This is a genomic window from Rhizobium sp. MHM7A (assembly GCF_005862215.1).
Classification (GTDB): Bacteria; Pseudomonadota; Alphaproteobacteria; order Rhizobiales; family Rhizobiaceae; genus Rhizobium; species Rhizobium bangladeshense.
The window spans coordinates 99,802-119,519 of record NZ_VCHT01000007.1 but is presented as its reverse complement, the minus strand read 5'-3'; the positions used below and the strand labels follow the sequence as shown (position 1 = coordinate 119,519).

The window sequence follows — 19,718 nt, the reverse complement described above, 5'->3', positions numbered from 1 at the left end:
CAGTGAAATTTTGCTCGACGCTTATCCGAATTTTACAGCAGGATCGCCGCTTTCGGGAGATTTGCCGGTGCCGCGATCAGCCAGAGACATGCTCTGCGGTGTTAGCATCGGCGACGTTCCGGTCGGAATCGTTGTATAGGCGTCGCGGTCGCTGGCCGGGACGGCGGCGCGGATGCGGCTTCTGATGATGGCATAAACGGTGATCAGCACATGGGCGACGGCTGTGACCAGGAAAAGCGCATGCGGGGTGATTGCCGACATGACTGGGCCGCCGAGCGTCGGGCCGATGACTGTGCCGATGCCGTAGAGGAGCAGCAGGCCACCGGAAACCTTGACGAAATCTTCCGATGCCGCGAAGTCGTTCGCGTGAGCGACAGCGATCGGGTAGAGCGTATTGGCCACTGCGCCGTAAAGGACAACGAGCCCAATCAGCAAGGCGGGCGATGTCGGGTGAAGCAGAAAGATCAGCAAGCCGGCGAAGGCGGCAATAGCCGACAAGGCGGCGAGCACGTAGCGACGGTCGATACGATCAGAAAGCCGGCCGGCCGGCAGTTGCATCAGGGCGCCGGCGAAGATGGTAGCGCTCATCATGACGGCGATGCTGGTGTCGGACAGGCCGGCACCGGCGCCGAAAACAGCCCCAAGCGTGCCGTAAGCGCCGTTGGCAATGCCGACGAGCAGGATTCCGAGGCAGGAAACGGGCGAATTGCGATAGAGCGCAGGCAGGTCGAGGCGAACAGCCTTCAGCGGCTGCGGTGAGGCCGCAGTCGACAGCGTCGTCGGCAGCATGGCGATGCAATAGAAGATGCCGCAGATCATGAAGAGCACCGGCGTACGCACGTCTTCGAGCGGGATCATCATTTGGCCGGCGACGACGCCGATCAGGGTGATGCCGATATATAGCGAAAAGATTGCGCCGCGGCTCTCGTTGCTGGCACGTTCGTTCAGCCAGCTTTCGATGATCATCGACGTGCCGGCAGTGGAGAAACCGGTAACCGCGCGCAGGACCACCCACCAGATCGGATCGATAATAATGCCGCTCACCAGCGCGATGATGGCGATGATCGAGATGAAGCCGGAGAAGGCGCGCACATGGCCGACGCGGCGCACCAGTTTCGGCGCTACCAGGCAGCCGATGACGAAGCCTCCGGCCCATGAGGTACCAAGCAGGCCAAGCGTCGTCGTGGCGTAACCTTCGATATTACCGCGCACCGGGAGCAGGATGCCCTGCAGGCCATTGCCCATGAAAAGGAACAGCGTGCCAAAGAGCAGCGCGGCGACGGACAGCAGATTTCTTTTCATTTCCCCAGACTCGGTCTCAGCGATTATGAACGGACATAAGGCAAGACCTGCGCCTGCCCAGCCTCAAGATGATTGATTGTGCCCCGGAATGCCTTTACGGCCTGACGAGGTCCTGTGTTCGCGCGGAAAAATGTCCGTCCTGTGACATTCTGAAAAATGGAAAAAATAAAGCATGACAAAGCTGATAGGCTTGCTGCTCATCCTTGCCATGGTGATACAGGTGATCAAGCCGCTCGGACTTCCCGGCCTCAGACGCAGGATCGATTTCTGGAAGATCGCGCTGATCGCCTTTGGCGTCTGGGCAGTGGCGCTGCTGTCGCGCGACTTCCTGATGTAGGCCTGGGTGGCGCGGGGATTGTCAGTCCCGCAAGGTGATTTCTCCGCGCATGACGGAGACGCAACTTCCCGAGATCATAACGTCGGTGACGATCCCGCCGGATTTTGTGACATCAAGAGCGATAATGCTGCGGCGGCCCATTTCCACGCCCTGTTCGATAGTGATGCGGACGTTCATATCGGCCTCCGGCGCCAGCGAAACGAGGTAGGCGCCGAGGGCCGCCGCAGCGCTGCCCGTCGCGGGATCCTCGGGCACATTATCGAGCGGCGCGAACATGCGGGCGCGAATATTCCAGGGATTTTCAGGTGCCCTAATGTAGACGAAGAGCGAGAAGTCGTGGCCGCTCGTAGTCTGACGGCCGGCAGCTTCATGGAAGCCGGCGAGGTTCGGGCGGGCGGCGGCCAGTGCTTCAACTCCGCTCAATTCAGCGACGGCGAAGTTCAGGCCGACGGAGGCAAAGACCGGCGCATGGGTGGTCGCGACCACGACGCCGGGATCGAGCGAGACGCAGCGGGCGACAGTTTCTCCCGTGATGGTATCGCCGATCGCCAGCGGTTGCGGCGCGCGGATAGCGGCGGCCGTCACCCTTCCCTCGTTGCGTTCCAGAATGACCTCGACCAGTCCGGCCCTTTCTTCGAAGCGCAGTGTATCGCCGACAGGCTTACCGAAGATCTCCGCCTGCTGGCCGAGCACAAAGGCGGTGCCGACATTCGGATGTCCGGCAAAGGGGATCTCCATCGTCGGGGTGAAGATGCGCACGCGGGCGGAATTGGCGGGGTCTTCCGGCGGCAGGACGAAGGTGACTTCGGAATAGTTGAATTCTGTGGCGATCTTCTGCATTGCCGCATCGGTGAGGCCGCGCGCATCGAAAATCACGGCAAGCGGGTTGCCCTCGAAACGCGTGGTGGTGAAGACGTCGACAGTGAGGTAGGGGACGGTAGTCATAGCGGCTCCTGTAGCAGCGGCCGTTATGAATAATCACGATTTTTGGTGCGGCGAAGCGGTTTCTTGTCGCCGAGACAATACAGAAAGGGCGGCAACATCCAGTTGCCGCCCTTTCTGCAATCGACTTGAGGCTACCTGGATCAGGCCGCCTTTTCCAGGTCCTTCTGCCAGTTGCCCTTGGCAGCAAGGCTGTTCATCTCGGCGCGGTGGGTGAATTCGCGCTGCCCGGCGGCGACATTTTCCGGCTTGCCATTCCAGGCCTTGAGCGCGCTGTCCTGCAAGGCGCGGCCATAGGAGAAGGTGACGAACCAGGGCAGGTCAGCCATGGCATTGATGGCGGAAAGGTGCGCGGTCGCCTCTTCGGTCGACTGGCCGCCGGAGAGGAAGGCGATGCCCGGAACCGCTGACGGGACCGTGCGCTTGAGCACCTGCACGGTGCGTTCCGCCACTTCGGTGACCGAGGCCTTGCGGGCGTTCTTGCCGTCGATGACCATGTTCGGCTTCAGGATCATGCCTTCGAGGCTGACGCGGGCATCGGCCAGTTCCTCAAAAACGATGCGCAGCGTGGATTCGGTGACCTCGGCGCAGCGGTCGATATTGTGGTCGCCCGGCTTGCCGTCCATGAGGCATTCCGGCTCGACGATCGGAACGATCTTGGCTTCCTGGCAAAGAGCGGCGTAGCGAGCAAGCGCCTGAGCATTGGCGCGGACCGAGCCGCGGGTCGGCAGCGTCGAGGAGATGGCGATGACGCCGCGCCACTTGGCGAAACGGGCGCCGGCCTCGTAATATCGAGCAAGGCGCTCGCCGAGGCCATCGAGGCCCTCGGTGATGGTCTCGCCCGGAAATTTGGCCATCGGCTTGGCGCCGGTATCAACCTTGATGCCGGGAATGGAACCAGCGGCGCGGATAATATCGACGAAAGGCGTGCCGTTTGCGGCGTTCTGGAAGAGCGTCTCTTCGAACAGGATGACGCCGGAAATATATTTCTTCATCGCCTCGTCGGAGCGGAAGAGCATCTCGCGGTAATCGCGACGGCTCGTTTCGGTTGATTCGAGATTGATCGTGTCGAAACGCTTCTTGATGGTGGAGGTCGATTCATCAGCGGCTAGCAGTCCCCGGCCACCAGCAACCATCTGCACTGCAATGTCTTCCAGTCGTTCGCTCATTCGTTCTCTCCACAGCATGAAACATCGGCGGTTTAAGAATATAGGACGGCGATAACAGAAGTTTATAGAGAGGAAAATGGAGGGCTAAGTCATTGAAACGATTGAAATGAATTCAATCGTTTGAAAGATTGGGATTTTTTACCGCGCCTGAGCAAAAGACCGCGGAGGCTCCTCGCCGCCGCGGTCTATCCACATGTAAAACCTGCCAAATTGCTTGATGCTTATCTCCCGGCGCCGAGGACGGCGACGCCGGGAAGTTCCTTGCCTTCCATCCACTCGAGGAAAGCGCCGCCAGCGGTGGAGACATAGGTGAAATCGTCGGCAACGCCGGCATGGTTCAGCGCTGAGACGGTGTCGCCGCCGCCGGCAACGGAGGTCAGCTTGCCGGCCGCTGTGCGCTCTGCGGCGTATTTTGCCGCAGCGACCGTTGCGGCATCGAAGGGCTCGATCTCGAAGGCGCCGAGCGGGCCGTTCCAGACAAGGGTCGAGGCGCGCTCAATCCAGGCATTGATGGCATGGACGGATTTCGGGCCGACGTCGAGCATCATGGCATCGGCGGGAATGGCGTTGATATCGACCGTTTCATTGGCGGCACCCGCCTTGAACTCGCGGGCGACGACGCCGTCCTCCGGCAGGATGATGGCGCAACCGGCGGTCGCTGCCTCGATCATGATCTGCTTGGCGGTTTCGGCGAGATCATGCTCGCAAAGCGACTTGCCGACATTGGTGCCGCGGGCGGCGATGAAGGTGTTGGCCATGCCGCCGCCGATGACGAGCGCGTCGACCTTCTTCACGAGGTTCATCAAAAGATCGATCTTGGTTGAGACCTTGGCGCCCCCGACGATGGCGACGACGGGGCGGGCGGGATTGCCGAGACCCTTTTCCAGCGCTTCCAGCTCGGCCTGCATGGTGCGGCCGGCATAGGCCGGCAGGAGATGGGCAAGGCCCTCGGTGGAAGCATGGGCGCGGTGGGCGGCGGAGAAGGCGTCATTGACATAGATGTCGCCGTTGGCGGCGAGCGCCTTGGTGAAATCGGGATCGTTCTTCTCCTCGCCCTTGTGAAAGCGAGTGTTTTCCAGGAGCAGGATATCGCCGTCCTTCATCGCGCCGACGGCGGAGGCAGCCGCATCGCCGATGCAGTCGGAGGCCGTCAGCACGGTATGGCCGAGCACTTCCTCGACGGAAGGGGCGATCAGCGACAGCGACAGATCCGGCGAAGGGCCGTCCTTAGGCCGGCCGAAATGAGCTAGCAGGATCACCTTGGCGCCCTTGCCCGACAATTCGAGGATCGTCGGCGCCACGCGCTCGATGCGCGTCGTATCGGTAACCTTGCCGTCCTTGACCGGGACGTTGAGGTCAACCCGGATGAGCACACGCTCGCCGCTGATGTCGGAGAGATCGTCGAGGGTCTTGAAAGAAGGCATGGGGGAAATCCAGTCTTGGTTGGCGGAAGTCGCGCCGACCATAGCAAGGATCATTCGAGACGCAAGGCGTTCAACGGCCGTTTTCGCGTCTGGCTTTGTCGCCTCCGGCCGATGCTTTCGGCATGGTTTCGGAGGCCGCGGCTTCGCGGCTGCGGCGTCCGTCCAACCGCTCGCGGATGCGCTGGATGATGTCCTTGAGATTGATGAAAATCGGTAGGGTGGTGGCAGGTTCGACCGCTTCGAGCGACATGCCGACGGAGGTGATGTGGTCGTGCTCGTCGAGATCGCGGACGATGAGGATGATCGAGCCGAGGCGGACGCGATCGGCATAATCGGCCTTGCCGCCGAGGCGCTGCCGCATCAGTTCCGCGATCGTCAGGCCTTTTTCAGATTCGTGGAGCAGGCCGGGCCCGTAGGCGGCATCGAGATCGGCCGCGGGGCGGGCAGGGGAGAGCGCGAAGGCGCCGAAGAATTCGGCATCGTCCTCATCCACGGGCGCGCGGCTGGCAAAGAGGCGGTCGAGCAGGCGGGAATAACTCGGCACGATGAAGAGATAGACGAGATCGTTCTCGCGCAGCCGCCCGGCATACTGATAACGCATTGACTTGCCGTCGCGGATGACAAGCGAAGGAGTGGCCCAGCGCGGAATGCGCTCGCCGCGCAGTACGGGACTATCCTTGATCACACGATAGGAGAGAAGTTCGTGGTTGGCAGCGCCTGGAAGGTCGACCTCGACCTTGTCGACGGCGCCAATGCGCGGCGGAATGATCAGGCCGAGCTTCTTGGCGATCGGCTTGATCGTCCAGCCTTGGATGAGCAGGGAGACCAACACGATGATGAAGGCGGTGTTGAAGAAGAGCTGGCCGTTTTCCAGCCCGCCGAGGATGGGCATGATAGCAAGCAGAATGGAGACGGCGCCACGCAGGCCGACCCAGGCGACGAAACCGATCTCCTGTTGTGTATAATCGAATGGAAGCAGCGACAGCCAGATTGCCAGCGGCCGGGCAATGAAGATCAGGAAGAGGGCAAGCAGGATGGCCGGCACGACGATGGCGGGAAATTGTGAGGGCGTGGCGAGCAGGCCCAGCACCAGGAACATGATGATCTGCGCCAGCCAAGTCATGCCGTCCTGGAAGCGTTTGATCGTGCCGAGCGCCTGCATTCTCCGGTTTCCGGCATAGATGCCGGCGACATAGACGGCTAGGAAGCCGCTGCCGCCGACCGCACCGGCAAAGGAGAAAACGAGAAGGGCGAGCGCCAGCACGAAGATCGGCGTCAGGCCCCGATCCGTATCAAGCTTGCTGACGATCAGCACGATCATCATGCCGCCGAGCAGGCCGAGAATGACACCGAGCCCCATCTGCTGGATGAACATGGCGAGCATGCCGATGTTGATGCCAGCGTAACGCTCGCCGCTCGCCAGGACCTCGACAAGGGCGATAGTGAGGAAGATCGCCATCGGATCGTTGGTGCCGGATTCGACTTCCAGCGTCGAGCGCACCTTATCGCGGATATTGATGCCGCCGATGCGCAACAGGAAGAAGACGGCGGCGGCATCCGTCGATGCGACGATCGAGCCGAGCAACAGGCCTTCGAGCCAGGTGAAGTTCAAAAGCCACATGGCCGCGACGGCAAACAGCGATGCGGTAATCAGAACGCCGACCGAGGCGAGCGTCAAAGAAGGCACGGCCGCGAGCCGAAAGGCCTGCATCGGCGTGCCGAAGCCGGAATCAAACAGAATGACGGCGAGCGCAATAGAGCCGAGAATATAGGCGAGATAGTTGTTGCTGAATTCGATGCCGAGGCCGTCGACGCCGGCGGCAAGGCCGATCATCAGGAAGAGAAGAAGCAGCGGGGCGCCGAAGCGGAAGGCGAGCAGGCTCGAAAAAGCGGCCAGAAGCACGAGCGCCGTCGCGACCAGTACCACAATATAGAACGCTTCCATGCCCACCCCTTCCATCGACTGCTTGGCGAACGCGGCCTCCGGCGCTCCGCCCTGCTTCATTCCCCCGCCACGCCTGGCGATCCGCCAGTAAAGGGCAAAATCCCAGAGAAGGGTAGGCCTTGCGGCTTAACCTCGACTCGATGCCACATCATGCTGCTGAGCGGCTCGCCGGACGGCGACCGACACGGAATGCTACGGGAGAAGTTCTCTATAAAGAATGTATAGGAAAATCAGGCGAGAGCAGGGCAAAAAACACGGGTACGGATTTTTCCTGCCGGCATCTGCGAACGGTAGCGGAATAAGATCGCTCCTCCGTCCAGGCGGCCGCCTTCGCTTTGCCGATGGGGGTAGAATGAATTACAGGCGCCCGGATGCGGAGAGCGGGAAAATGAACGCCGAGGGTAGCGGATAGGATGCCGGGCTGGCCGGAAGCGGCCGCGGGCTGGTCGGCTATCCCAACACTGCCTGAAGTGTGACGATGGCGAGAAACGCAAGACCGATGAACGCGGCGATCCGGACGACCAGGCGATTAGCCTTTGCCAGCACGGCAGGTCTGACGTCCCGCTTGGGGTGAAAACGCTGCCGCCGCTTGAGGGTGGTGTGGGACAAGCGTTTTTGCGCCTCTGCCATTTATCGCCTCCACTTGGATCATTTCAGCCATTGTGCAGCGTTATGCATTTCCTCAGTCTATCACGCATGGCCAGCGCATTGCCAACTCTCATTCCGTCCTCCGGCCGCAGCGAACCGGTCGTTTCGAGAAGGCTTCAAAAACCGGAAGACCAATACAGATCGACTGTCAGTCTTCGGTGTCCTCGCCCTCGTCGGTCAGATCTTCGACCGGTACCAGGAAAACCACGAACTCGTCGTCGATAGTCCTTTCCGGATCGTCGTCGAATTCATAGGCGTGCTCGACTTCGCTGGCTTCCTCAGCGGTCGCCTTGCGCAGGCTGAGCGTCGCCTTGCGGTCCCACAGGGGCTTGCCTTCGGACTCAAGGATAGTCAGATCGTCGCGAAAGTCTTCCGCTTCAAAGAAATGCGTTGCTTCTTCATGGTTTTTCGAACGGAAGCTGGCGACGGCGCGGCCGGCGATTTCAACGGTAAAGTAGTCCATCCATTCCCCTTTATCTCCCCGGGTGCGACGGCGGCTCCGGGGCTGTCAATAATGCCACGACCGGCTTCAGACGCCTATGACAAAACGGCCCGGTTTCCCGGGCCGCCTGCGATATTCACTGGTCGAGCTCTCAGATGAGCTTGGCGAAGGCCACGGCTGTGTCGGACATGCGGCTGGAGAAGCCCCACTCGTTGTCGTACCAGGACAGGACGCGCACGAAATTGCCTTCCATGACCTTCGTCTGATCGGTTGCGAAGATCGACGAATGGCTGTCGTGGTTGAAGTCGCGGGAGACGAGCGGCTCGTCGGTGTAGCCGAGGATGCCCTTCAGCTTGCCATTGGAGGCAGCCTTGATCGCTTCGTTGATTTCGCCGACCGTGGTGGACTTCTTGGAGACGAACTTGAAGTCGACGACCGAGACGTTGGGGGTGGGAACGCGGATCGAGGTGCCGTCGAGCTTGCCCTTGAGGTGCGGCAGCACGAGGCCGACGGCCTTGGCGGCGCCCGTCGAGGTCGGGATCATGGAGAGGGCGGCAGCGCGGGCGCGATACAGGTCCTTGTGCATCGTGTCGAGCGTCGGCTGGTCGCCAGTGTAGGAGTGGATCGTCGTCATGAAGCCGTGGTCGATGCCGACGGCGTCGTCGAGAACCTTCACGACCGGCACCAGGCAGTTGGTGGTGCAGGAGGCGTTGGAGATGACCATGTGCTCCTTGGTGAGCTGGTCATGGTTGACACCGAAAACGACCGTCAGGTCGGCGCCGTCGGCGGGAGCCGAGACGATGACGCGCTTGGCGCCGGCCGTCAGGTGGGCGGCGGCCTTGTCGCGGGCGGTGAAGATGCCCGTGCATTCCATGGCGATGTCGACGCCGAGCTCGCGGTGCGGCAGCGTTGCCGGGTCCTTGATCGCGGTGACCTTGATCGGCTTGCCGCCGCCGACGATGATCGTGTCGCCTTCGACCTTCACCTCGGCCGGGAACTTGCCGTGAATCGAGTCGTAACGCAGCAGATGGGCGTTGGTCTCGACCGGACCGAGGTCGTTGATGGCGACGACTTCGATGTCGGTCCGGCCGGATTCGACGATAGCGCGGAGGACGTTACGACCGATGCGGCCGAAACCGTTGATGGCAACCTTGACTGTCATGTTCATTCACTCCCGATAGAATAGGGCCCGAAAGGCCGGGCCTGGAATTGAGGAGATGGAGAGCGCCTCAAGGCGCTCTCATTAAAGCTTTGCTTCCGCAGCCGCAACGACGGCGTCGGCGGTTATGCCGAAATGCTTGTAAACGTCCTTGACCGGACCGGAAGCGCCGAAGCCCTTCATGCCGATGAAAGTGCCTTCCGGCCCAATGAAGGCATCCCAGCCTTCGCGGACGGCGGCTTCGACGGCAATCTTGACCGGCGAGTTGCCGAGCACCTGCTTGCGATAGGCTTCCGGTTGTTCGAAGAACAGCTCCGTGCAGGGAACCGATACGACGCGCACCGCCACACCCTTGGCTTCGAGGGCTGCGCGAGCCGCGACGGCGATCTCCACCTCGGAGCCGGAGGCGAAGATCGTCACCTTGGCATCGGCATTGCCGGCGAGCGTGTAAGCGCCCTGCTCGCAAAGGTTCATTTCGCTGTATTCGGTGCGGACCGCCGTTAGGTTCTGGCGCGTCAGGGCAAGACCAGAAGGACGGTTGTGCGTCTTGATGGCGATCTGCCAGCATTCCGCTGTTTCCGTGGCATCTGCCGGACGGAAGACCAGCAGGTTGGGGATGGCGCGCAGGCCGGCGAGCTGCTCGACGGGCTGATGCGTCGGGCCGTCTTCGCCGACGCCGATCGAGTCATGCGTCAGAACATGGATGACGCGAATTCCCATCAGCGCAGCAAGGCGGATCGGCGGACGGCAATAATCCGAGAAGATCAGGAACCCGCCGCTATAGGGGATAAGGCCGCCATGCAGCGCGATGCCGTTCATGGCCGAAGCCATGCCGTGCTCGCGGATACCCCAATGCATGTAACGGCCGGCGAAATCCGTCGGCGTGATCGAGTGCATCTGGCTGGTCTTGGTGTTGTTCGACGGCGTCAGGTCGGCGGAGCCGCCGAGGGTTTCCGGTACAAAACCGTTGATAATCTCGAGCGCATCCTCGGATGCCTTGCGGGTTGCGACCGTCGGCTTGGTCTCGGCGAGCTTCTTCTTATATGCGCCGATCGCGGCGTCGAAGCCTTCCGGCAGTTCGCCTGCCATGCGGCGGGAGAACTCCGCCTTGATAGGCGACTTGGCAAGGGTTTCTTCCCATGCGTTGACGATATTGTCGGAGCGGGTGCCGGCTAGGCGCCATGCATCGAGAACGTCGGAAGGAATGACGAATGGCTCGTAATCCCAGTTCAGCGCCTTGCGGGTCGCGGCGATTTCATCGGCGCCGAGCGGGCTGCCGTGAACCTTGTGGCTGCCGGCCTTGTTTGGGGCGCCGAAGCCGATGACGGTCTTGCAGGCGATGAAGGTCGGGCGATCGGACTTGTGGGCGGCTTCGATCGCATCGGCGATGGCGACCTGATCGTGGCCATCGATCTCGATCGTGTTCCAGTGAACGGCCTTGAAGCGGGCAATCTGATCGGTCGAATCCGACAGCGAGACGGCGCCGTCGATGGTGATCGAGTTGTTATCCCAGAAGAGGATGAGCTTGTTCAGCTTCAGGTGGCCGGCAAGCGCGATCGCCTCATGGCTAATGCCTTCCATCAGGCAGCCGTCGCCATTGATGACGTAGGTATAGTGGTCCTGGAGGTCTGCCCCGAATTCCTCGCGCAGCTTGCGCTCGGCGATCGCCATGCCGACGGCGTTGGCGATGCCCTGGCCGAGCGGGCCGGTAGTGGTCTCGATGCCGGTCGCATGCCCGTATTCCGGGTGGCCAGCGGTCTTGGATCCGATCTGGCGGAACTGCTTCAGGTCCTCGACTGTCATGTCGGGGTAGCCGGTCAAATAGAGGAGTGAATAAAGCAGCATCGAGCCGTGGCCGGCAGAGAGCACGAACCGATCACGGTTCGGCCAATGCGGCTTCTTCGGATCGAACTTCAGATATTTGGTGAACAGGACCGTAGCCACGTCAGCCATGCCCATCGGCATGCCCGGGTGGCCGGAATTCGCCTTTTCAACGGCATCCATGGCGAGAAAACGGATCGCGTTCGCCATCCGGTCGTGTTGTTCGGGAGAGGTCATGGCTTTTCCGCAAGCTCCGGGTGTCGGGGGATGGCCTCGAGCCTCCAAGACCATCGAGTGAAAGCGGCTGAGACATACCAGTTAAGACGGGCAAGTCAATAAATGGCAGGCCGAATCCGGGTGCGCTGCGGCATTTTTTGACATTTGATCGCACGATTGTACAAATGACAAATCTGGGCGCGGCAGACATCGGTAAAGCGCTCATCCACAGGATAGGCCGGCGGACAGGTAGCAGCATTTATTGACGGGCCGTTGGCGAGCTGCATATCCTCTTGAAATCACAGGATCGGCGCTGAGTGTCGATTCGCGGGTCCTGCAGGGGAAGCGGAAGGCATGACGCCCACAGGCAAAACCATGGAAGCAGCGCTCAATGAGCTGAGACAGGCGATCTCGAGCCTCGAGAACGCAGTCGATATGCGCATCGAGCGGCAGCGTGAGCAGGGAGAGATCGAGGGCGAGGTGCGGCGCGTGCATGCCGATCGCTCCAGGCTGGCACAGGAGCTCGACCAGGCCGAATTCCGGGCCAACCGACTGGAAGAGGTCAATCGCGAGGTATCGCGGCGGCTGGTGACGGCCATGGAGACGATCCGCGCGGTTCTGGACCGTTGATGAGAGAGAATTTGAGATGGCGCAGGTGACGGTAACGATCGACGGCAAGGCCTACCGGATGGCCTGCGAGGAAGGGCAGGAGGATCATCTGACCGATCTCGCCACCCGTTTCGACCGCTATGTCGGCCATCTCAAGGGCCAGTTCGGCGAGATCGGCGATCTCAGGATCACTGTCATGGCGGGCATCATGATCATGGACGAGATTTCCGAGCTGACGCGCCGCATAGCGGGGCTGGAAGCCGAGCTCGAGTCGCTGCGCGGCAACCGCGACACCGTGCTTGCCGCGACCGCCCGCACCGAGGAAACTCTGGCGGCGGCGCTCGGCGAGGTTTCGAGCCGGATCCGCGGCATCACCGACAAACTGAATGGCCGTTCCGCTCCCGAGCTGAATTGATCTCAATTAAATACGGACTGCCTGCTGCCGCCACTGGCGCGTCGGCGCAAACGACCTTATATATCGCGATGCGGTCTGCGCCTCTCGACAGGAACCACAATCCCTGGGGCCATACTCGATCCAAAGGGAGCTGTCCCTGGCCAGGCCCGTGGGCCTGGACACACGGTGCCCACCTACGTTTGTAGGCGCCCAGGATCGTAAACATCCATCGGTCGTCGTGGATCGCACTTTCCTTTCATGTTGGCGAAGAGACGCGACGACCCGCTTCGGCCGGATCGTGATGATGCGCAGAGGCCGCAACTCAATCCTAGTTCACCGGGTAGGGCCCTTCGGCGAAGACCTCGTCGTGGTAACCTTTGGAGCCGACATCGCGCGCCAGAAGGCTGCGCCATTCCCTGCCGTCGCGCAGGCACTCGAGCAGGAAGGGGAAGTTGTATTGCGGCTGCCAGCCGAGTTCGCGCCTTGCCCGTTCGTTGACATAGACGCGGTCGAGTGCCGGGAACATTTTCCAGCCGCGTCGGGCATAAAGGGCACCCGCACCGGGAAAGAGCCGTTCGACCACGGTAGGCGCGTCTTCCCTGAGATCGGCGAGATCGCCACAGGAAAAGGGCGTCGTGGCGGAGATAATGTAGCGGCCGAAGCCGATCGCAGGCGCCTTTTCTAGCGCCAGCAGATGGGCGCCGACCACGTCGCTGATGTCGACGCGGCGATGAAGCAGCTCGTTGGCCTGAGCATTTTCCGCCGAATATCGATTGCGGATTTCGGGATCGTCGTCGCTTTCGGGAAAGAAACGCGATGTCCTCAGGATCACAACGGGCAGGCGGGATTTGCGGGCGAAGAGTTCCGAGACGCCTTCGGCGGCGAGCTTCGTCACGCCATATATATTTCTTGCAACGGGAAGCACATCCTCGGTGACCCAGGCCGCGGGCTCGCCGGCTGCCGGCGTCAATGCGGCGCCAAAGGCGCTGGTGGTGCTGGTGAAGACGAAGCTGGCAATGCCGGCGGCAGTCGCCTCTTCGAGCAGGTTCAGCGTGCCGGAGACATTGGTGTCGAGGAAGTCGCGGTTGGCGTGGGTCGCCACATGCGGCTTGTGTAAGGTCGCGGCGTGGATGACGTGGCTGACGCCTGACATGGCCTGCCTGACGAAGTCGCGGTCGACGATCGAGCCGACCATATCGGTGAAAGCTGAGGGCTTGATGTCGATGCCGCGCGCCCATCGGCTTTCCGCCCTCAGGGTCCGCATCAGCGCCTCTCCCAGATGGCCGGCACTTCCCGTCACCAATATCGTCATCACGTCGCCTCCTGACCCATTTCGCGGCGGAGGCTACAAAAGACCTGCCTTCGCGGACAACGCATAAATTATGCATCGGGGTGCAGGAAAGCTGCAGGCTCCGTCATGGTCGTGACGAGGCGGCCGGCACCGCCGTCGGCGAGCATGATCCGCTCCCAGGTGACGCGGCCGGCGGCAATCGGCAGGCGTGCATTGCCGTTGGCGCCGGTATCGAAAGTCAACGACAGCAGCCTGCCTTCGTGCCAGCCGCACTCCTCCAGAGATTGTTCGGCGGCGGCGATCTCGGCGGAGGCGTAGGAGAAAAGAGAGCGGCCGAGAAAAGCGCCGAGCGGTGCGCGCCATTCCGCCTGCCGCGGGCGAGAGGCGGACAGCAGCCGATGGGTGCTATCGCAGATCAGATGCACAGGCCGGACGGAGTCCTCGACCAGCCGCTTCAAAGCCGCATCGGCCGCAGCATGTTGCGGGGAGGCGAAAATTCGCTCCAGCTTAGCAGCCAGATGGGGCGAGGGGGTAAGCTGGCCGCGCTCCAGACGCGAAACGGTCGCCTGGTCGACGCCGAGGAGTTCCGCGAGGTGCTGCTGCTTCATGCTGCGCAGCAGCCGCATGCGGCGTATGCCGGCTCCCGATATCGTCATGCGTCCTACGTCTCATATTTTCTGCCAGCATAGGTTTCGGTCGGCCGGGAGACAAGCGGGTCTGTTATTCCGGCTGGCCTTCGAGGTCGTTCTTCAGCCGGTCAAGGATGGATAGGGCATGGCCTGCATAGGCACTGATCCAGCGGTCGTGGATATGTTTAATGGGTAGGCTATTCAGATGATTCCAGCGCTCCCGGCCTTCCTTCCTGGCAATGACCAGATCCGCGTCTTCAAGCACCTTCAGATGCTGCATCACGGTGCAGCGATCCATCTCCGGGAACGCCTCGCAGAGCGCACCTGTCGTGTGGGGTTCTTTCTTCAGCAGGTCGAGGATTTCGCGGCGGCGGCGATGCGCCAAGGCTTTGAATATGAGGTCGTCGTTCGATTCGCTTGACATGTTATATTTTTATAACATAATCGTCCCGGATACAACGAAGAAGAGGAGGAAGGTCTCATGTCCCTTAATATTCGCGTCTCGGGTCGCATCGGCCGCCCAGTGGCTGACGTCTTCGACGCGGTCGTCAATCCAACGAAGCTGTCGAGCTATTTCACCACCGTCGGCGGAGCGAGCGCGCCCCTTGCGCAGGGAGTGACAGTAACGTGGTGGAAGGATGTGCCAGTCGAAGTGATCGAGCTGGTGCCCGAGAGCAAGATCGTCCTGCGCTGGGATGGCGCGACGGACGAAGACAAGAAGCCCTACAAGACGCTTGTGGAAATGAATTTCAAGCCGCTGGATGATGGCGGCACCATGGTGACCATTGCCGAAGACGGATGGCGGGACGATGAGCCCGGGCGCCGCGGAACATACCTGAACATGGAAGGATGGACGCAAATGTTCTGCTGCATGAAAGCCTTTGTCGAATATGGCATCAACCTGCGTGACGGCATGTTCCTCAGCGAGATGCGCGGCGAGCAGGCCAAAGCGCAGGAAGGTTGAGGGGAGCGTCATGAGCGATTTGATCTGGGGCGGCGTCGACGTCGCCATGAAGGTTCCGCCGCATCAGTATGACGCGACGGTTTCCTTTTACCGAGATGTGGTGAAGCTGAAGGAAATCGAAGGAAACGATATTTCCTTCGAACTCGGACCGATCCGGCTCTGGATCGACCGGGTTCCGACGATGAGCCAGGCTGAGCTTTGGCTGGAATTCCTGACGCCGGATTTCGATCGTGCTGCGGAGCATTTGGAGAAGGCCGATGTTCCGCGCTGCGATCTGATCGAGACGCTGCCGCCCGACCTCCGCGGCGGCTGGATCCTCAATCCGGCGGGTATCGTGCACCTGGTGCGGGAGACCGGCCGCGATTAACCGCCACCCGACGATCCGCGCGCCACGGATGTCCCCACACATCGGATATAAGCCGCCCGAATGGGCGGCTATATTCTTAGAGAAGGGTGGAATTACGCTCCCAAGACGCCAGATTAGCAACAGCGGGCGTCCAGCCGCGCCAAGGGTGTAATCATCGCATCTCCTTGGCGTCTGAGACTTCGCTTGCCTGTCACAACGCCGGTGTTAGTTTCCGGAATCATATTGATAAATCCCAGGAGATTTCAGATGCAGCTTGGTATGGTCGGTTTGGGCCGCATGGGCAATTACATGGTCAAGCGCCTGATGCGGGGCGGTCACGAATGCGTCGTCTACGACGCCAGGCCCGAAAGCGTTGCCGAGCTCGCAGGCCTTGGCGCGACCGGCAGCGCTTCGCTTGAGGAATTCGTCTCGAAGCTCAGCCATCCGCGTGCGATCTGGCTGATGCTGCCAGCGGCGATTGTCGACAAAGTGCTGGCGAGTCTGGTGCCGCTGCTGCAGAACGGAGATATTGTCATCGACGGCGGCAACTCCTACTATCATGACGACATCCGCCGCGGCGCAGAGCTCATCACCAAAGGCATCCATTATGTCGATGTCGGCACCAGCGGCGGCGTCTTCGGCCTGGAGCGCGGCTATTGTCTGATGATCGGCGGCGAGAAAGGCATCGTCCAGCATCTTTCGCCGATCTTCGCGACACTGGCGCCGGGGGCCGGTACGACGGAAGCCTCCCCCAACCGCAGCGCCGAGGCGGCTGCGGCCAGCACCGCTGAGCAGGGCTACCTGCATTGCGGCCCGCATGGCGCCGGTCACTTCGTCAAGATGGTGCATAACGGCATCGAATACGGCCTGATGGCTGCCTATGCCGAAGGACTTAACATCTTGAAGCGCGCTAATATTGGCGCTGCCTCGCATGAGGCCGATGCGGAAACCGCGCCGCTCGCCCACCCGGAACATTTTCAATACGACTTCAACTTGCAGGAAGTTGCCGAAGTCTGGCGACGCGGCAGCGTCATCACCTCCTGGCTGCTCGACCTCACCGCCGACGCGCTGCATGCCGATCCGGCACTGTCGGAATATGCCGGCCGTGTTTCGGACAGCGGCGAGGGCCGCTGGACGATCATGGCGGCAATCGACGAAAGCGTGCCGACGCCGGTGCTGAGCGCGGCGCTCTACGGCCGCTTCTCGTCGCGCGACAATGACGAGTTCGCCAACAAGGTGCTGTCGGCAATGCGCGCGGGGTTCGGCGGCCACGTGGAAAAGCCGGCTCCGAAGTCGTGAAGCTCAAGGCTTCCTGCACCGATCAGACATGATCATTGAACAGAGGGCGCACTCTCGTCGTGAGGGGCGCGTCTGTCATTCCTAACCGTAGGTATGGTGTCTGTACGGCTTGCTGGCGGCAAGGGTCGCGAGTATGCATTGCCCAAGGGGAAATCTTGAAGCCGCCTTCGTTCCGGCGGCCGATTAACCCATTGGAGGCGGGCATGGAGCGTAGCGTGGCGCAGGGCTTGAAGGCCGTCATATCTTGCATACTGGCATTGATGACGTTCCTGGCGATTGTTTCGCAGGCCTTCGCCCAGACGCCGGAGCAAGCGCCGGTCGCGGCCGTTCCGCCAGCGCAGGTGCGTGAGATGATGCAGCTCATGCAGGCCCCCGAGGTGAAGCAGTGGATGTCGACGCAGATGGCGGCGGCCCCTGCTGGCGACGCGGCTGCCGAAAACCCGATGTCGGTCCTATCAGGTTTGCTGCAGCATTCTCGGCGGCATGTCTCAATGGTTTCCGATGCCGCCATGACGCTGCCCTCGCAGATCGGCAATGCATCCTCGCTGCTTCTCGGTGAAATCGCCGCGACCGGCCGGGTTCGCATGATCGCTCAATTCATTGCGATCTTTCTGCTCGGTGCAATCGTCGAAAGCATCGCGCGCTATGCCTTCCGCCGCCGCCGTCGCCGTTTGGCTGCGATGGCAGGCATGCATCTGGCGCCGCGCGTCATCCCGGCGTTGATCTTTGCTGCGGCGACGGTGCTCACGCTTCTCAGCCTCGATTGGCCGCCACTCAGCCAGAGTATCGCGATCGTCTGTGTCGTTGCGCTGATCGTCCAGCGTTTTACGATCTGCCTCGGCGGTGTGCTGGTCGATCTCATTGGACTCGCGCGGGCCGAGGAGGAGCGGCAGGGTGTCACTGCTCCAATCATGCCGGGACGTTCCGTCACGCTCTTCTGGTATCGCCGTTGCGCGACCTTCGTCATCTATTTCGCTTTCGGCTGGGCGGTGATCCAGTCGATGGCGCCGCTCGGTTATACACCGAGCGCTCGGCTCCTCGTCGGTTACATCCTCGGTATCGGCCTGCTGCTGATCGCGATCGAGGGGGTCTGGTCGCGGCCGCATAAGGACGAGAAGCGCGGTTATGGAATCTCCTGGGCGCTTACCATTTATTTCATGTTGCTTTGGGGACTGTGGGTCGTGGGCTTCAACGGGCTGCTCTGGCTCGGCATCTATGTGCTGTTGCTGCCGCGGGTGCTTGCGGTCTCGACGCTTGCGGTGAAATCGCTGCAACAGACCGAAGCGAGCTTCCTCGCCACACGCCGCATCGCCGCCGTACTGCTCGACCGAGGCGTGCGGGCGCTGATTATCGCCTTTGCCGCCATCTGGCTCGGGCGGATGCTCGGCGTCGGCGCCGATACCATGGCTGCCGGCGATCGGATGGCCGACAAGATCGCGCGCGGCGTCATCGGCGGGATTGTCATCCTGCTCGCTGCTGATTTGCTCTGGCACGTCGTTAAAGCTTTTATCGACGGCAAGCTGCTCAGTTCACCCTTGGACGGCACCGCGACGGACGAGGAGAAGGCCAAACATGCGCGGATTCAGACGCTGCTGCCGATCTTCCGCAACATTCTCGCCGTCGTGATCGCAGTCATCGCCGTGCTGATGGTGCTGTCGGGTCTCGGCATCGAGATCGGGCCGCTCATCGCCGGCGCAGGTGTCGTCGGCGTTGCGGTAGGCTTCGGCGCCCAGACAATCGTCAAGGACGTCATCAGCGGCATGTTCTATCTCTGGGACGATGCTTTCCGCGTCGGCGAATATATCGAAAGCGGCAGCCACAAGGGCGTCGTCGAAGCGTTCAGCCTGCGCTCGGTGAAGCTTAGGCATCACCGCGGACCGCTGACGACCGTGCCGTTTGGCGAGCTCGGCGCCGTGAAGAACTTGAATCGCGACTGGACGATCGACAAGATCAGCCTCAACGTCAAATACGATACTGATCTCGTCAAGGCGAAGAAGGTGATCAAGCAGATCGGCCAGACGCTGCTCGAGAATCCGGAATTCGGCCCGCACATCATCGAGACGCTGAAGATGAAGGGCGTCGAGCAGTTCGGTGAATTCGCGATCGAGATCCGGCTGTCGATGATGACGAAGCCCGGCGAGCAATTCGTCATCCGCCGCAATGCACTGGCGATGATCCGCAATGCCTTCAGGGAAAACGGCATCGAATTTGCCGTCCCGACGGTGCAGGTGGCGGGCGACCGGGATGCGGAGGTGGATGCCGCCGTGGCGCGCTATGCTGTGCAGGCGCGCGCCGCGGGCGAGCCGGCGGCATGAACTCCCTCACATTGCGCCGGCCGCTGCTATCAGCAGGCCGCCGATAATGGCCATGTTGCTTTTCCAGGTGTTGATGGCGCTGTCACGGGCAGTTTCTTGCATGTCCCAGAAATTCAACAGCAGCACGGAGGCGGCAAGCGTAAAGATAATGAGGCCGAAGGCCGCCGCGGCAACGAAGAGGCCCAGCATCAAGAGGAAACCGGCGGCAATCTGAAAGACGCTGCCGGAGAGCAACACCCATTTCGCAAGAGGCACGCCGCGGGCTTCGATAGCGTCGGTCAGTGGCACAGTGACGAAAAAATGATGAACGCCGCCAGCGACGAAGAGACCGCCGAGCAGCAGCCTGCCAATGACGAGCATCATGAAGGCTAGGCCATCTTGCATGTTTAGATCCCTTTCTCGCCTCTCAAACCTGCGTCATCGTCACAAAGCTCCTCGTAAGCTTACGAAAATGCAATGTGCTGCC

Annotated in this window: 20 protein-coding genes and 1 other RNA gene; 8 read left to right on the top strand and 13 right to left on the bottom strand. The window is 61.4% G+C overall.

Annotated features, from left to right (window positions below; all coding sequences use genetic code 11):
- Nucleotides 1-21: 21 nt before the first annotated feature.
- Nucleotides 22-1,302 (bottom strand): MFS transporter, encoded by a 1,281-nt coding sequence (locus tag FFR93_RS22545; RefSeq protein WP_064712153.1) that lies wholly within the window; start codon nt 1,300-1,302, stop codon nt 22-24.
- A 172-nt stretch (nt 1,303-1,474) separates the two neighbouring features.
- Between FFR93_RS22545 and FFR93_RS40985 the strand changes: the two genes are divergently transcribed.
- Complete coding sequence (locus FFR93_RS40985) at nt 1,475-1,639, top strand: hypothetical protein (protein WP_167358967.1); 165 nt, start codon at nt 1,475-1,477, stop codon at nt 1,637-1,639.
- Nucleotides 1,640-1,660: 21 nt separating this feature from the next.
- Here FFR93_RS40985 and FFR93_RS22540 read toward each other — a convergent pair whose 3' ends face one another.
- From FFR93_RS22540 to tkt, 8 genes are all read right to left on the bottom strand, one after another.
- Nucleotides 1,661-2,584, bottom strand: a complete 924-nt coding sequence (locus FFR93_RS22540; protein WP_138394845.1) for a PhzF family phenazine biosynthesis protein — start codon at nt 2,582-2,584, stop codon at nt 1,661-1,663.
- Nucleotides 2,585-2,724: 140 nt separating this feature from the next.
- Nucleotides 2,725-3,750, bottom strand: a complete 1,026-nt coding sequence (locus FFR93_RS22535) for a class I fructose-bisphosphate aldolase (RefSeq protein WP_138394844.1) — start codon at nt 3,748-3,750, stop codon at nt 2,725-2,727.
- Between the two features lie 221 nt (nt 3,751-3,971).
- Nucleotides 3,972-5,174, bottom strand: a complete 1,203-nt coding sequence (locus FFR93_RS22530) for a phosphoglycerate kinase (protein WP_171049238.1) — start codon at nt 5,172-5,174, stop codon at nt 3,972-3,974.
- A gap of 70 nt (nt 5,175-5,244) precedes the next feature.
- Nucleotides 5,245-7,119, bottom strand: coding sequence for a potassium/proton antiporter (locus FFR93_RS22525; RefSeq protein ID WP_064708898.1), 1,875 nt, complete (start codon nt 7,117-7,119; stop codon nt 5,245-5,247).
- 450 nt (nt 7,120-7,569) lie between these two features.
- Entirely contained in the window at nt 7,570-7,749 is a 180-nt protein-coding gene (locus tag FFR93_RS22520; protein ID WP_064708789.1) for a hypothetical protein, read from the bottom strand.
- Between the two features lie 166 nt (nt 7,750-7,915).
- Nucleotides 7,916-8,230: a hypothetical protein gene (locus FFR93_RS22515; protein WP_064712150.1), complete on the bottom strand. Its 315-nt coding sequence runs from the start codon at nt 8,228-8,230 to the stop codon at nt 7,916-7,918.
- A 130-nt stretch (nt 8,231-8,360) separates the two neighbouring features.
- Complete coding sequence (gene gap / locus FFR93_RS22510) at nt 8,361-9,371, bottom strand: type I glyceraldehyde-3-phosphate dehydrogenase (RefSeq protein ID WP_064708899.1); 1,011 nt, start codon at nt 9,369-9,371, stop codon at nt 8,361-8,363.
- An 81-nt stretch (nt 9,372-9,452) separates the two neighbouring features.
- The gene (tkt, locus tag FFR93_RS22505; protein ID WP_138394842.1) at nt 9,453-11,426 is read right to left on the bottom strand and encodes a transketolase; all 1,974 of its coding nucleotides are present in this window, start codon (nt 11,424-11,426) and stop codon (nt 9,453-9,455) included.
- Between the two features lie 333 nt (nt 11,427-11,759).
- Between tkt and FFR93_RS22500 the strand changes: the two genes are divergently transcribed.
- From FFR93_RS22500 to ssrS, 3 genes are all read left to right on the top strand, one after another.
- Complete coding sequence (locus FFR93_RS22500; RefSeq protein ID WP_004673381.1) at nt 11,760-12,035, top strand: DUF4164 domain-containing protein; 276 nt, start codon at nt 11,760-11,762, stop codon at nt 12,033-12,035.
- 16 nt (nt 12,036-12,051) lie between these two features.
- Nucleotides 12,052-12,429 carry a cell division protein ZapA gene (locus FFR93_RS22495; RefSeq protein WP_064708792.1) on the top strand — a complete coding sequence of 126 codons (378 nt, stop codon included), beginning with the start codon at nt 12,052-12,054 and terminating at the stop codon, nt 12,427-12,429.
- A 69-nt stretch (nt 12,430-12,498) separates the two neighbouring features.
- A non-coding RNA gene (gene ssrS, locus FFR93_RS22490) (6S RNA) lies at nt 12,499-12,657 on the top strand.
- 79 nt (nt 12,658-12,736) lie between these two features.
- Here ssrS and FFR93_RS22485 read toward each other — a convergent pair.
- The 3 genes from FFR93_RS22485 to FFR93_RS22475 form a co-directional block, all read right to left on the bottom strand.
- Complete coding sequence (locus tag FFR93_RS22485; RefSeq protein WP_064712148.1) at nt 12,737-13,720, bottom strand: NAD(P)-dependent oxidoreductase; 984 nt, start codon at nt 13,718-13,720, stop codon at nt 12,737-12,739.
- A gap of 68 nt (nt 13,721-13,788) precedes the next feature.
- Nucleotides 13,789-14,355 carry a helix-turn-helix transcriptional regulator gene (locus FFR93_RS22480; protein WP_138394841.1) on the bottom strand — a complete coding sequence of 189 codons (567 nt, stop codon included), beginning with the start codon at nt 14,353-14,355 and terminating at the stop codon, nt 13,789-13,791.
- Between the two features lie 64 nt (nt 14,356-14,419).
- Nucleotides 14,420-14,752, bottom strand: a complete 333-nt coding sequence (locus tag FFR93_RS22475; RefSeq protein WP_064708795.1) for a metalloregulator ArsR/SmtB family transcription factor — start codon at nt 14,750-14,752, stop codon at nt 14,420-14,422.
- Between the two features lie 57 nt (nt 14,753-14,809).
- On the opposite strand from FFR93_RS22475, the gene FFR93_RS22470 reads away from it, so the two are divergent.
- The 4 genes from FFR93_RS22470 (at nt 14,810) to FFR93_RS22455 (ending at nt 19,252) form a co-directional block, all read left to right on the top strand.
- Nucleotides 14,810-15,292 carry an SRPBCC domain-containing protein gene (locus FFR93_RS22470; RefSeq protein ID WP_064708796.1) on the top strand — a complete coding sequence of 161 codons (483 nt, stop codon included), beginning with the start codon at nt 14,810-14,812 and terminating at the stop codon, nt 15,290-15,292.
- A gap of 10 nt (nt 15,293-15,302) precedes the next feature.
- Nucleotides 15,303-15,659, top strand: coding sequence for a hypothetical protein (locus FFR93_RS22465; protein WP_138394840.1), 357 nt, complete (start codon nt 15,303-15,305; stop codon nt 15,657-15,659).
- Between the two features lie 246 nt (nt 15,660-15,905).
- Entirely contained in the window at nt 15,906-16,937 is a 1,032-nt protein-coding gene (gene gnd / locus FFR93_RS22460; protein ID WP_138394839.1) for a phosphogluconate dehydrogenase (NAD(+)-dependent, decarboxylating), read from the top strand.
- Nucleotides 16,938-17,140: 203 nt separating this feature from the next.
- On the top strand, nt 17,141-19,252 hold the full coding sequence (locus FFR93_RS22455) for a mechanosensitive ion channel family protein (RefSeq protein ID WP_064712146.1): 2,112 nt from the start codon (nt 17,141-17,143) through the stop codon (nt 19,250-19,252).
- Between the two features lie 6 nt (nt 19,253-19,258).
- Here FFR93_RS22455 and FFR93_RS22450 read toward each other — a convergent pair whose 3' ends face one another.
- A complete protein-coding gene (locus FFR93_RS22450) occupies nt 19,259-19,636 on the bottom strand; it encodes a DoxX family protein (RefSeq protein WP_064708800.1) in 378 nt (125 codons plus the stop codon).
- Nucleotides 19,637-19,718 lie beyond the last annotated feature (82 nt).

Coding starts and splice junctions, on each gene's coding strand:
- FFR93_RS22545 (WP_064712153.1), bottom strand. CDS start 1,302: ATGAAAAGAAATCTGCTGTCCGTCGCCGCGCTGCTCTTTGGCACGCTG.
- FFR93_RS40985 (WP_167358967.1), top strand. CDS start 1,475: ATGACAAAGCTGATAGGCTTGCTGCTCATCCTTGCCATGGTGATACAG.
- FFR93_RS22540 (WP_138394845.1), bottom strand. CDS start 2,584: ATGACTACCGTCCCCTACCTCACTGTCGACGTCTTCACCACCACGCGT.
- FFR93_RS22535 (WP_138394844.1), bottom strand. CDS start 3,750: ATGAGCGAACGACTGGAAGACATTGCAGTGCAGATGGTTGCTGGTGGC.
- FFR93_RS22530 (WP_171049238.1), bottom strand. CDS start 5,174: ATGCCTTCTTTCAAGACCCTCGACGATCTCTCCGACATCAGCGGCGAG.
- FFR93_RS22525 (WP_064708898.1), bottom strand. CDS start 7,119: ATGGAAGCGTTCTATATTGTGGTACTGGTCGCGACGGCGCTCGTGCTT.
- FFR93_RS22520 (WP_064708789.1), bottom strand. CDS start 7,749: ATGGCAGAGGCGCAAAAACGCTTGTCCCACACCACCCTCAAGCGGCGG.
- FFR93_RS22515 (WP_064712150.1), bottom strand. CDS start 8,230: ATGGACTACTTTACCGTTGAAATCGCCGGCCGCGCCGTCGCCAGCTTC.
- gap (WP_064708899.1), bottom strand. CDS start 9,371: ATGACAGTCAAGGTTGCCATCAACGGTTTCGGCCGCATCGGTCGTAAC.
- tkt (WP_138394842.1), bottom strand. CDS start 11,426: ATGACCTCTCCCGAACAACACGACCGGATGGCGAACGCGATCCGTTTT.
- FFR93_RS22500 (WP_004673381.1), top strand. CDS start 11,760: ATGACGCCCACAGGCAAAACCATGGAAGCAGCGCTCAATGAGCTGAGA.
- FFR93_RS22495 (WP_064708792.1), top strand. CDS start 12,052: ATGGCGCAGGTGACGGTAACGATCGACGGCAAGGCCTACCGGATGGCC.
- FFR93_RS22485 (WP_064712148.1), bottom strand. CDS start 13,720: ATGACGATATTGGTGACGGGAAGTGCCGGCCATCTGGGAGAGGCGCTG.
- FFR93_RS22480 (WP_138394841.1), bottom strand. CDS start 14,355: ATGACGATATCGGGAGCCGGCATACGCCGCATGCGGCTGCTGCGCAGC.
- FFR93_RS22475 (WP_064708795.1), bottom strand. CDS start 14,752: ATGTCAAGCGAATCGAACGACGACCTCATATTCAAAGCCTTGGCGCAT.
- FFR93_RS22470 (WP_064708796.1), top strand. CDS start 14,810: ATGTCCCTTAATATTCGCGTCTCGGGTCGCATCGGCCGCCCAGTGGCT.
- FFR93_RS22465 (WP_138394840.1), top strand. CDS start 15,303: ATGAGCGATTTGATCTGGGGCGGCGTCGACGTCGCCATGAAGGTTCCG.
- gnd (WP_138394839.1), top strand. CDS start 15,906: ATGCAGCTTGGTATGGTCGGTTTGGGCCGCATGGGCAATTACATGGTC.
- FFR93_RS22455 (WP_064712146.1), top strand. CDS start 17,141: ATGGAGCGTAGCGTGGCGCAGGGCTTGAAGGCCGTCATATCTTGCATA.
- FFR93_RS22450 (WP_064708800.1), bottom strand. CDS start 19,636: ATGCAAGATGGCCTAGCCTTCATGATGCTCGTCATTGGCAGGCTGCTG.